General features: G+C 66.4%; 8 protein-coding genes. 2 read left to right on the top strand and 6 right to left on the bottom strand.

Annotation, left to right across the window (positions count from 1 at the left end; all coding sequences use genetic code 11):
- Nucleotides 1–63: 63 nt before the first annotated feature.
- The 5 genes from BRA1253DRAFT_RS25170 to BRA1253DRAFT_RS25190 form a co-directional block, all read right to left on the bottom strand.
- Nucleotides 64–1269, bottom strand: a complete 1206-nt coding sequence (locus BRA1253DRAFT_RS25170; protein WP_007599015.1) for an NAD(P)/FAD-dependent oxidoreductase — start codon at nt 1267–1269, stop codon at nt 64–66.
- A 102-nt stretch (nt 1270–1371) separates the two neighbouring features.
- Entirely contained in the window at nt 1372–1662 is a 291-nt protein-coding gene (locus BRA1253DRAFT_RS25175; protein WP_007599017.1) for a hypothetical protein, read from the bottom strand.
- A gap of 98 nt (nt 1663–1760) precedes the next feature.
- Nucleotides 1761–2720, bottom strand: a complete 960-nt coding sequence (locus BRA1253DRAFT_RS25180) for an AraC family transcriptional regulator (RefSeq protein WP_007599018.1) — start codon at nt 2718–2720, stop codon at nt 1761–1763.
- 341 nt (nt 2721–3061) lie between these two features.
- A complete protein-coding gene (locus BRA1253DRAFT_RS25185) occupies nt 3062–5725 on the bottom strand; it encodes an EAL domain-containing protein (RefSeq protein ID WP_007599020.1) in 2664 nt (887 codons plus the stop codon).
- 139 nt (nt 5726–5864) lie between these two features.
- Nucleotides 5865–6566, bottom strand: coding sequence for a hypothetical protein (locus BRA1253DRAFT_RS25190; RefSeq protein WP_007599021.1), 702 nt, complete (start codon nt 6564–6566; stop codon nt 5865–5867).
- Between the two features lie 183 nt (nt 6567–6749).
- Between BRA1253DRAFT_RS25190 and BRA1253DRAFT_RS25195 the strand changes: the two genes are divergently transcribed.
- Both BRA1253DRAFT_RS25195 and BRA1253DRAFT_RS25200 read left to right on the top strand, forming a co-directional pair.
- Nucleotides 6750–7745: a LysM peptidoglycan-binding domain-containing protein gene (locus tag BRA1253DRAFT_RS25195; RefSeq protein WP_007599022.1), complete on the top strand. Its 996-nt coding sequence runs from the start codon at nt 6750–6752 to the stop codon at nt 7743–7745.
- Nucleotides 7746–8061: 316 nt separating this feature from the next.
- On the top strand, nt 8062–9345 hold the full coding sequence (locus BRA1253DRAFT_RS25200; RefSeq protein WP_051058540.1) for a Spy/CpxP family protein refolding chaperone: 1284 nt from the start codon (nt 8062–8064) through the stop codon (nt 9343–9345).
- A gap of 102 nt (nt 9346–9447) precedes the next feature.
- Here the strand turns inward: BRA1253DRAFT_RS25200 and BRA1253DRAFT_RS25205 are convergent, their stop codons facing one another.
- Nucleotides 9448–11895, bottom strand: a complete 2448-nt coding sequence (locus tag BRA1253DRAFT_RS25205; RefSeq protein WP_007599024.1) for an adenylate/guanylate cyclase domain-containing protein — start codon at nt 11893–11895, stop codon at nt 9448–9450.
- Nucleotides 11896–12172 lie beyond the last annotated feature (277 nt).

Consider the following 12172-nt stretch of genomic DNA (forward strand, 5'->3'; position numbering starts at 1 on the left):
AATGATCGGTCTGCAGTGGCGGCCGCGCGCCCCGCGGGAGCGCGGCCATCATCACGTGGGCGTCTAGACTTCGGTCACCCGTTCCGGATCGGCCGACGCGAGCGCCAGGGCGCGCTCCGCCTTCGGCGGATAGATCCAGACGGTGTTGATCTCACGCTTGGTCTTCTTGGCGACGTCGCCGACCAGCTCGACCTTGCGCTCCCATCCGCGTGTGAACAGCGCACCGGCTTTGCCAAGGTCGAGGCACGTGACGTAGGCCTTCTGGTGGTAGGGCCTGGTCGGAACGCCGAGCAATTCGGCCGCGGCATTGTTGCCGGCAAAGGCGCCCATCCGCGTGGCGTGCTGGCACGACATCAGTGCGTAATTGCCCTCGTCGTCGCAGGCGGCGCGTGCCGCGTCGCCGGCCGCGAAGACACCCTGAACGCCTGGCACCTGCAAGCAGCGGTCGACCAGCAACCGGCCGAAATTGTCGCGCTCGGCGGGAATCTGCCCGGTCAACGGCGCCGCACGAATGCCCGCCGCCCAGATCACCGTCTCGGTTTCGATGTGCTCACCGCTGGAAAGGGTGACGCCGCTCTCGTCGAGCGCGGCGACGCCGGCGCCGAGCCGTGTCTCTACGCCAACCTTGCGCAAGGCTTCCTCGATGATGGGGCGGGCGCCTGCACCCATGTCGGGTGCGATCGCAGTGTTGCGATCGACGATGACGACGCGCGTCCTGGCATTGGGGCCCAGGATTTCGCGCAGCCGCGCCGGTATTTCGGTGGCCGCCTCGATCCCGGTGAAGCCGCCGCCGGCGACGACGACCGTGTCGCGTCCGTTCACGGCAGGCCGCTTCGCGAGACCATGCAGATGCTTGTCGAGCGCAACGGCATCGTCGAGCGAATCGACGCTGAAACCATGCTCGGCGAGGCCCGGAATGTTCGGACGGAACAGCCGGCTGCCGGTGGTCACGACGAGGCGGTCGTAGGACAGCGTCTTTCGCGCGCCCTTCGCGGGCGTGATCTGCACCGTTCGGGCCTCGGTGTTGATCGTCTCGGCGCTGCCCTGGATGTAGTCGACGTCGATCGCCTCGAGGACGTCGAGCAGCGGGGCCGTCAGGGTTTCCGGCTTCGGCTCGTAGAGCCGCGGACGGACCACCAGCGTCGGCTCCGGTGAGACGAGCGCGATCTGCAGATCTTGCGGCGAAACGCCCCGGATGTCGCGCAGCCGGGCTGCGGAAAGGGCGGCGTACATGCCGGCGAAGCCGGCGCCGATGATGACGAGTCGCATGGATTTTCTCCTTGGTTGCTGTTCGAAAGACCGCGCGCGACCGCGCTGCTGCGTTGAGGGCAGCGTCCGCGTCAGCGCGTGGGTTTGGTTGGGTCGCTGGCCTTAGGGCGCGATGCAGCGTGCCTGCAGCGAATTCGGTGGCCGGCCGTAGCCTAGGACAACGGGCTGAAGCTCACTTCGACTCCAGTCCTGATAGGGAAGGCCGGGGCCATTTCGGATCATGATGGAAACGGGCGGCTGTGCCGGGTGCATGGTGTAAGCTGGAATTTCCACTTCCTCGCCCGTCGCCGACGTGAAGCGAACGGCCAGCGAGAGTCCGTACAAGGTCGCGGTCGCAAGGCTTCGGCGGCGTGAGGCAATCAGCCGTCGGTTGACGAAGTTTTTCCAGGTCATCTTTGGTCTCCCTCGATTGGTCTGGACATGGAGATGATGTAGCTGACCCGATTTGCCGGTGCCCCAGCGCGATTGCCGTCGTTGTCGAGAGATTGCTGCTAACGCATGCGCCTGCGCCAATCGCTCGGCGTCTCGCCCGTCAGCTTCTTGAATGCCGCGGCGAAGGCGGTCTGCGAGGAGTAACCAAGCGCCGCGGCGACCGAGACGATCGATTCGTCGCTCTCCCGCAGCATGTTCATGGCCTGCTCGAGCCGGTGCTGGCGCAGCCAGGCATGCGGCGACAGCCCGGTGCTCTCCTTGAAGGACCGGCAGAAATGGAAGCGCGATAGCCCGGCATCGGACGCCAGCGCATCGAGCGAGACGTCCGCTTCGCTATCGGAGCGCAATCGTTCGATTGCACGGAGCAGGACCTTCGGCGCCAGTCCGCCCATGGTCGGCTGGAACGTGGTTGGCGAGCCTGCATGCGCAGCCAAAAGGCGCGTGGCCAGAAGATCCGTGAGCTGATGCCGGAACAGCGTATCAAGCACGCCATGGCTCTCCAGCGAATCCGCCGCGCTCAGGAGCAGTCGGGACGTGATCGTGTCGGGATGCGCCGTTCGCTCAATCAATTCGGCGGGCCCCGCGGTTCCGGCCTCGCCGGCGATGCGCTGCAGCGTTGCGTCGGGAAGGTAAAGCTGAACGACGTCGACGGGCTTCGGAATGTCCCATCGGGAGCTCGACCCTTCCGGAACGATGTTCACGACCCCCGGACGAAACGTGCCGATCGAGATCGATTTTCCCGAGCGCCGCTCCATGCGCTGCATCACGCCTTTATGCGCCATGACCACGTGGTGGCGCATGGGCTCGACGACGTCGTGCAGCGGATCATGCTTCCAGTGCGCGATACCGGCACCCGAGGAGTCCAGCGCCACGCGAAACGGCTCGGTCCTGAGCACACGCGCCATCTCCGCGTCGGCGGCGCGCCGTTCGGACGTCGAGCGGTCGTCGGGCTGTGCGTCGGGTGCGGGCGGCAAGCCCTTGTGCGAGGGATTGCGCATGAGTGCAATGTTCCCGGTCATGGTGTGGCTCCTCCTGATCAGCTCGGGCTCTCGATCAGTCGTCCGCATTTGTACGGAACGGCGCGTGTTCTATGCGCCGCGATTGCGGTGCGTATTTCCTGAACCCGGCATGCTTTGTCCGATCCTGCTCCAAGCCGGCCCGCGCTTTCGCGAACGCACGGCGGGCGGGCGGGGAGGGGAAGTGCTTGTAAGAAAAGGGGGGCAGGCCGCCACACGGCCGTCACATCGATGCGCGATTGGGCACGCTTGTGGCGCGGGATGGCCGGATTTCGAAGCGGACAAGCCTTGTCCGATTCTGCGACACATCCTCCAAACGGCGGGACCGGATGACCGGGGCGCCGCTACGCCGCGGCCGCCTGTGCCGACAACAGCTGCTTCAGTTTCGCCGCCGGCACGGCAGGGCTGAACAGCCAGCCTTGCATCTGGCTGCATCCGAGCTGGAGCAGCACCGCGCGCTGCGCTTCGGTCTCGACGCCTTCGGCGGTCGTCGCCATGTGGCGGGCGGCGGCCATGTGCACCACCGCCTGCACGATCGGCGAGGAATCCTCGGGTTCGCCGATGTCGCTGATGAAGCTGCGGTCGATCTTGATCTTGTCGAACGGAAAACGATGCAAATAGCTCAGCGACGAATAGCCGGTGCCGAAATCGTCGAGCGCGATGCGCACCCCGAGTTCGCGCAACTGCTGCAGGATCGTCAGCGCCTCCTGGTCATCGCGGATCAGGACGGTCTCGGTGATCTCGAGCTCGAGCCGTCCGGGCGCGAGCCCCGACTCGGCGAGCGCGGCTGCCACCTTCAGCGCCAATGTCCGCGAGCGGAACTGCACCGGCGAGACGTTGACCGCGATGTCGATGTCGCCGGGCCAGCTGGCGGCCTCGAGGCAGGCCTGCCTCAGCACCCATTCGCCGATCTCGCCGATCAATCCGGTCTCTTCCGCAACCGGGATGAAATCGGCGGGCGAGACCATGCCGCGCTCCGGATGATGCCAGCGCAGCAGCGCTTCGCAGCCGGTGACAACGTTGGCCGCGAGATCGACCAGCGGCTGGTAGTGCACCTCGAACTCGCCGCGGGCCAGCGCCTGCCGCAGATCGAACTCGAGCTGGCGGCGCAGCCGCGCCTTGGCGTCGTATTCGGGCGCGAAGACACGGAAGGTACGGCGGCCCTCGGATTTTGCCGCATACATCGCGAGATCGGCGCGCTTGAGCAGATCGTCGGGATTGTCGCCGTGGTCGGGTGCGATCGCGATGCCGATGCTGGCATCGGTCGGGACGTCCTGGCCGTTGCAGTCCACGGGCGCGCGCAGCGCCTTCAGGACCTGCTCGGCCAGGGCCGTCAGCTCGGCGTCGTCGCGGGTGCCGGCCTTGACGATGGCGAATTCGTCACCGCCCAGCCGCGCGACCATGTCGTTGCCGCTGACACAAGCGCGCAGGCGGTTCGCGACCTGGCGCAGCAGCTCGTCGCCGACCTCGTGTCCCAGCGAATCGTTGACACCCTTGAACTCGTCGACGTCGATATAGAGGATCGCGAACGGCTTGCCTTGGGCAAGCTCGGCGACGCGCCGCTCCAGATGGCCGCGCATCAGCACGCGGTTGGGCAGGTCGGTCAGCGCGTCGTAATGCGCCATATGCGCGATGCGCTCGTCGGCGCGGATGCGCTCGGTGACGTCGTCATGGGTCGCGAGCCAGCCGCCGGCGGCGCCGGGCTGGTTCTTGATCTCGATCAGGCGGCCATCGGAGGTCTCGACGATCGTGCTCTGCGTCTGCCCGGCATCGCCCAAAATGCGGTCGCAATAGGAATCGACGTCGCCGTGGAACGAGCCGGTGTCGTGGCGATGCCGGATCACCTGGCGGAAATATGCGCCGGGCTTCACCACATCGGCCGATAGCCCATACATCTCGATGTAGCGCCGGTTGCAGACGATCAGCCGCTCGTCCTGGTCGAACATCAGGAGACCCTGCGTCATCGTGTTCATCGCGGTGTCGAGCTGCTGCTTCTCCACGGCGAGCCGGCGGGTCATCTGGCGGAAGATGAAATAGAGCGTGAGTACGAGCAGGCCGATCGACAGCACGGCGACGGCCACGAAGAATTTCGTTTGCGTGTGCCATGTCGCCAGCGCCGCATCCAGCGACTTGGTCGCGACCACGACCAGCGGCTCGCCGGTCAGGAGGCGTGCGGCGACGATGCGATCCTTGCCGTCGATCGGGCTTGCGAGCTGCATCGTGACGAAGGTTCGCTCGAACACCGCCATCTGCTCGCGCGTGCCGTTGCGGAAATTCTGCCCGATCATCGTCTCCACATGCGGAACGCGCGCGAGCAACTGGCCGTTCTGGTGATGCATCGCGATCGAGGAATCCTCGCCGAGCCCGCTCGAGGCGAAGAAGGATTCGAGTTGCTCCGGCGCGATCGCGCGCGAGACCAACCCGAGGAATTCGCCGTGGGGGCCGGAGACGCGGCGCGCGAATACGATGACCGGTCCGCTGCCCAACCGTCCGGGCACGACCTCGACCTCCTCCTGCGAAGCCGGATCGTTCTTGAGGCGATCGAAATAGCCGCGGTCGGCGACCGAAACATCGGCGACCGGCCAGCGCCGCGACGAGTTGATCAGCACGCCCTTGGCGTCGAACAAATTGGCGCCGGCGACGTCGGACCAGCCGCTGGCTTTGGCGCGCAACACCTCGTGCATGGCGAGCGTGCCCATCTCGCTGCGGAAGACGTCTGCGGATTCGATGCCATGGCTTTCGAGTTCCGCGATGATGCTCTTCTGCAGCACCGCAAAATCCTCGAACTCGCGGTCGAAATGGCGGGCGAGCAACCGGACCGCGCTCTCCACGCTGTCACGGCCGCTTTCAATTGCATTCTGCCGGAAGCGGTCGACGGTGAGCGCGGTGCCCACAGCCATTGCGGCCATCAGCACGAAGCCGCCTGCGATCAGCCATGTCAGCGGCGCTCCGCGCCAACGGCGCAGCAACGCGCGCATGCGCGCGCTCCATCGGATCGATGTGCCCATGCAGCCCTCCCGTGGGATGCAAGATGCGGCAAAACCGACAAGAGCGCGTTACCAGTGAGGGTTAGAAAAGCATGAATCGGAACGGAATCAGAGGGTTGGTTCCCTCGCTTGTCTGAAGGCGCGGTGGACCACGGTTCCCTCAGCGTCGGATTTCCCATCTCAACGCTTCCGCATTGGTCTTGGCGAACGTCGCCGGCACGTCGAAGGTCCCGGTCTTGAGATCATAGCGGCAGCGCCAGTCGGCCAATCCCTTCACGGCGACGTTCTTCGGGTGCTTGTCCATTTCGCCCGACAACGAGATCACGAGGTAACGGTTGTCCGGCCAGTGCACGCCGAGCCCGCGATAGGCCTCTTCGGTGCCTTTCACGAGATTGGCCGAGATGTGGTAGTCGAGCTTCATCTTCCCGGTGTCGGGCCGGCTGTGGAAATAGGCCCAGGCCAAGTCGCTGAACGAGGTCTTCGTCGCGCTGACGAAGGCACCCTTCTCGGCATGGTAGAGATAGAGGTCCTGCTCGCCGGAACCGGTCTTCTGCATCCGCACCAGCCATTGCGAGTCGGGGGTGAAGCGGAAGCCGGCCCCGTAGCCCTGCTCGGGCTTGAGCTCCGTCATCTGTTCGCCACGCCTCGCCCAGGCCTGCCATTTGACGTCGAAATCGCCGCCGTCCTTCATGTACTGCTCGATCCCCGTGGCGCCATCGGGTGAGGTGAAGGCGAGATCGGCATTGTCGGTGAGGATGTAATCCGGCGGCGGGCCGGACGCGGCGAGCCCTGGAGTTGCGGCCATTGTCAGGGCAAGCACCAGCCCAACAGGCCATTGTGCGGGACGGCAAAATGCGTTCACGGGACAATCCCTCGAGAAAAATGCCGCGATGCGGCCTTGAGCATTTGACACCGGCGGGGGTGCGTCGGTTCATCTCCGTGCCGGCTCATCATCCTATCGACCGTCTTGCTGCCGTGACCAAAACGGCGCACCTTGCTGGGCCGATTGATTTGCAAAATTCTTCCTGATCAGGGTTCGTTTCCGATGTTGACCGCATCCAAGGCCTTCATTGCATTCTGTCTGCTCGCGGTGGGCGGCACCGTGCTGGTGATCGGCCCCACCGAGCTGCGTCGCCTGTTGCCGATGGGGGCGAAGACCGACATCGCCGCCAAGCCGGAACCCAAGGTCGAGCCCAAGCCGGAAGAGCCCAAGCTCGCCGCGGTCGCGCCGCCGGCGCCAGCTGCGTCTCCGGCACCGGCCCCCGAGCCGAAGGCGGGTGCGCTGGCCGAGACGCAAAAGCAGGTCACGGCCGCACTTGCCGATCTTGCACCGGTCAAGCCGCCGCCGGCGGTTGCGGATGCCGGCCCCCGTTTCGACGTCGCGCGCGTCGACGATCACGGCGAGGCGGCGGTGATCGCGGGCCAGGCGACGCCGGGCGCCAAGGTCGAGCTGTTGCGCGACGGCAAGCCGATCGACACGGTGGTGGCGGATGCCTCGGGCCAATTCGTCATGACGCCGCCGCAGCTTCCCGCCGGTTCCTATGAGCTGACCCTGCGGGCGAAATCGCCTGACGGCACCGTCACGCAATCCGGCCGCAGCATGCCGGTGACGATCGCCGAAGCCGCGCCGCCGCCCGCGCGCCCTGCACCCGCCGCGAGGCAAGAGACGAAGCAGGAAGCGAAGGCCGAGAAGCCCGACGACAAGTCGGATGTCGTGGCATCGGTATCGGACAGGCCTGCGGCCCGCCCCCGACTGATGGGCGCACCGAAACCGAAGGGCGGGTCAGGGGTGATGGCGCGGGCGCCCGCGGCCACGGCGGTTGCATCGGCCTCGCCGGCGGATGTCGTCGGCGGTGCACCGGCGGAAACAGGCGGCAGCCGGGTGATCTCCCGCGGCGACAGCCTATGGGCGCTCAGCCGGCTCGCTTATGGCGACGGCGCCCGCTTTGCCGTGATCTACAACGCAAACCGCGCCAAGATCCACAATCCCAACTTGATCTATCCTGGCCAGACCTTCGTGCTGCCGCAGAAGGCGGAGTGAAGGCGGCGCTTCGCCGCGGCTCCTGCGGCCATCCTTCGAGACGCCCGCCTGCGGCGGGCCCTCAGGATGAGGAATGAGTCTGCGGCGGCATTCAACGTAGAAGGATGCGCTGCCAAGCCTCATCCTGAGGAGGCCGCCAAGCGGTCGTCTCGAAGGACGAGGCGCTCGCTCAGGCGCCGCCGAGACGTCCTAAGCAAATACCGCGACGCTTTGCTCTGTACGCTTCCGGAACATTTGGTTCCCTCGCGCGTCATTGTGATGCGACGCGATGCGCGCTTGGCGCCGGAGGAGGGCCAAGGTGGACAGGTCAGTGATCATGTCGAGATCACGCTTGGGACCCAAGCTGGGGCTGGCGCTAACGGGCGCAACGCTGGCGATTCTGGCGCTCCTGCTGCCAAGCCGCGCCGAGGCGCAGTTCGGCTTCCGCGGCGGCCCGCTCGGTGTCGCGCGCTTTGCCGTCGGCCACATGATCGGCATGTCGCGCTTGCGCCATGCCCGCATGGCGGTGCGGGGCAGCCGATACCGGTCCGCAGCGTTGCGGTCGCAAGATCCGCGCGGCTCAGAGCGCGGCCAGCCTGCGAATCCTTACGTCCTCCGTGCCGCAATGACGGCGCAAGCTGCGCTGGCGGGCTGGCGCGGCGGCCGCCGTCCGCAGGGCTGGTGGCGCCATCCCGACGGCAGCTACGGCTGGGTCGGCCCGGTGTTCTGGCCGTTCGCGCATGACGATCTCACCACCGCAATCATCCTCGGCGATACGACCAGCCTCTCGCTCTATGGCTATGGCGACATCTATGCCGCGATCTTCGCGCCCTATGCGGCCACGGAGCTTGCCGCCTACACCACGCCGCACGGCCGGCGCGGACGGCGAGTCCCGACCGCGGAGACGGTCTGCGATGCCAGCGACACCGGCGGCCTGCCGGTCGATCGCATCGCCGCTGCCGTGCAGCCGAATGAATTGCAGCGCACAGCGCTCGACGAGCTCGCGACCGCGTGGGCATCCGCGCGCGACACCATCCGCGCCGCCTGTCCGACGCAGGTCCCCGCGACGGCCATCGAGCGCCTCGGCCTGATGCGCGAGCGTATCGAAGCCATGATCAAGGCAACGGATGCCGTCGCGCCATCGCTCGCAAAGTTCGTCGATCTCCTCGACGACGACCAGAAGGCCAAGCTCGACAGCCTGGCCAAGGACCGCCGCGCCGCGCTTGCAGCCATCCAGCAAAAGAATCCCCAGACGGCATCGGCCTGTCAGGCGGACAGCGATCCCCGCTACGACGAGAAGCTGCAGCGCCAATATGAGCAGCTCGTGCAGCAGCAATGGCCCGCGGCCGAGATCGCCGCCACGCTCAAGCTCGACGACACCGGCCGCGCCCGCCTCGACGTGCTCCAGGACACCACGCTGCGCACCATGGAAACGCTCAGCGCCTGTCCGTCACAGCCAGCACCGACACCACAGGCCCGTCTCACCGCCGTGAAGGCGCGGCTGGAGACGATGCTGCAAGCCGTGAACGGCGTCAGCGACGCGCTCGATGATTTCGAGGCGGACCTGAGCGACGAGCAGAAGGCCGGGTTCGAGGCGATGGGGCCGAAGCGCGGGGCGTGATCACCCGCACCGCTTCCAGCCCATTCCGTGCCCGCGTAAGCCATTGATCTTGAAGGCCCCGGCTACTGTGCATGGGGTTGTTTTCGCAGTTTTTTGTTTTGGCTAGCCGCGCCACCTTGCCGCGGCGGCGTCCACCACGTTCTCGACCTCCTCGCGCCACGACAGAATCTCCATCGCGAGCACGGGGTGGTTAAAACCCTTGAGCACGAGATCGTCGAGCGCGCGGGCTTCGACCCAGGGCTCGACCATGCCGTAGACGCGGCGGCTGACGACGACCTGGCCGGCCTTGGCTTCGTCGCAGAGGCGGGAGGAGAGATTGGTGACGCTCCCGATCGCGGCATATTCGAGCCGCTGCTCGAAGCCGATCTGGCCGAGCGTGGCGTAGCCCATGGCGACGCCGACGCCGAATCCGAGCGAGTGGCCGCGGTTCTTCCATTTCTCGGTCAGGGCGCCGATCGTGTCGCGCATCTCGACCGCCATCTTCACCGCGCGCTTGGTGTGGTCGGCGAACTGGATGGGCGCATTGAACAGGATCATCACGCCGTCGCCGGCAAAGCGGTCGAGCGTGCCTTCATAGCGGTGGATCAGCTCGCCAAGCGCGGCGTGATATTCGCGCAGCACGTTCATCGCCTCTTCGGGCTCGGTCGCCTCCGTGAACGAGGTGAAGCCGCGCAGATCGCAGAACACGACGGTGACCTCGCGGCGGTGGCTGTCGAGGAGCGCGTCGTGGCCGTCCGACGAGGCGATCAGCTGCGCCACTTGCGGCGCGAGGAAACGTTCGAGCCGTTTGATGCGGCCGATCTCGCCGAGTTGTTTCTCGACCCGCTCTTCCAGCGAGCGATTCCAGTTGCGCAGCTGCTCGGTCTGCTCCTGGAGCTTGGCGGCCTGCTGCTGCACGGTTTCGTGCGCAGCCGCGAGCTCGCGGCCCTTGTGGTCGACCTCGGTGAACAGCCGCGCATTGCGCATCGCCAGCACGGCCTGGTTGGCGAAGGTGCGCATCAGGCCGATGATGCTTGGGGCGAACTCGCCGCTGGCTCGGCGCAGCACCACCAGCGAGCCGAGCGTGCCCTGCTGGTCGACTAGCGGCACCACCAGCACCGAATGGAAGCCGGCTTCGATCGCGACGTCGCGCAGCGGTTGCTCGGACGCCTGGTCGAGATCGGCAATCGCGATCGGTTCGCCGCTGCCGGCCGAATCGCTCAGGATATCCTGGCCCTCATCAATCGTGACATGGGCGCCGTCGGCGGATTTGTCGATGCCGTTGGCCTCGACCAGATTGAAGCGACGCACCTGCGCGTCATAGCCGTAGATCAGCACGGCGTCGGCATGGGTGATCTCGATGGCGCGCGCGGCGATCGTCGGCAGCACGGCGTTGAGATCGAGCGAGGCGGCGACCGCGCGGCCGACCTCTTCCAGCACCTTGAGCTCGTTGATCGACTGCGCGAGATCGCGGGTGCGCTCCTCGACCTTGGTCTCCAGATCCGAATAGGTTTCCTGGATCTGGCTGGCCATGCGGTTGAACTGGCCAGCGAGATCTTCCAGCTCGTCCGCGGTGTGCACCTCGATGCGATGGCTGAAATCACCCTCGCCGAGCTTGTGCGCGCCGTCACGCAGCGCCGTGATCGGAATGATCATGCGGCGCGCCAGAAGCGTGCCGGCGAGGATCGCGACCAGCAGGCCCATGCCGATCAAAAGCGCAATGCGCACCAGCTGGTCGCGGATCGGCATCAAGGCTTGCGTGGTCGGCTGCTCGAACATCACGCTCCAGCCGAGCTTCGGCACGGTGCTCGCGGCGCTCATCACCGCATGGCCGTTGAAGTCGGTGCCCGAATTGTCGGGCGCGTGGCCGGGCGCAACCGCGGCCGCAACTTGCGGCAGCTTCGAGAGGTCCTTGCCGATTTCGGGCCCTTTCGAGGACGTCGCCAGCACGCGGCCGCGCGGATCGACCACATAGGCGAACGCCGCCTTGCCGACCTGAGCGTCGGAGAGGTACTCGGAGAGAAAGCTGAGATCGAGCTCGGCCACGGTGACGCCGGCGTTGAAACCGGAATGCGCCACCGAGATCGACATGAACGGCGTCCGGTCGGAGAACCAGGCCGGTGCGTAGCTGACGCCGCGGGCGACGGTGTCGGTGAAGCGCATGTCGCGGGAGAGGTCGGCATTGCTGCCGGTCGTGGTCGACTGGCGCGAGACGCGGAGCACCTCGCGGCCGTCGCCGTTGAGCTGGAACAGCTGAGTGACGACCGAGACCTGGTGCAGCAGCTGGGCATAGTCGGCGCGGCGCTTCTCGAGCGTGTCCTGGCTCGCCCGCGTCACCCAGCTGATCTGGCGCTCGAGCTCGGAGATCGACTGCTCGATCCGCCGCGCGGCTGCCTGCGCCTTGTCCTCGAGACCGTCGGTCAGCTGTGTCTTGGTGGCGCGGTAGGAGATCCAGCTCTCCATCGCGCCGTTGACGGCGAGCACGAACACGACGAGGCCGACAAGAGAGACGACGTATTTGGCGAACAGACCCTCGCGCAGAAACCGTGTCTTGTCGTTCGCTCCTGCCATCCCGATCCTCTCGCGCCACCATCAGCGCCGGCGCTACGGTCCGCACGGACCCTGCGAGCCTTCTAGCACAATTTGGTCCAGGGGACTGTGAAGGGACTGGTCAAGGGCCGGCCGAGCAGCCGGCGTGGTTACCCGTCTTGGTTATCCGCCTTGGACGCTGGGCAGGCGCAAGCATGGTGAATTGTCGCAGTCTCGTCCGTTTGGAGGAAGCCGCTGCCGGGCAAGCCGATGTAAGGGGATGGGCTTGGCAAGGGAGGGCTGGGAGTCCAGCGCTTTG

Source organism: Bradyrhizobium sp. WSM1253, assembly GCF_000244935.1.
Classification (GTDB): domain Bacteria; phylum Pseudomonadota; class Alphaproteobacteria; order Rhizobiales; family Xanthobacteraceae; genus Bradyrhizobium; species Bradyrhizobium canariense.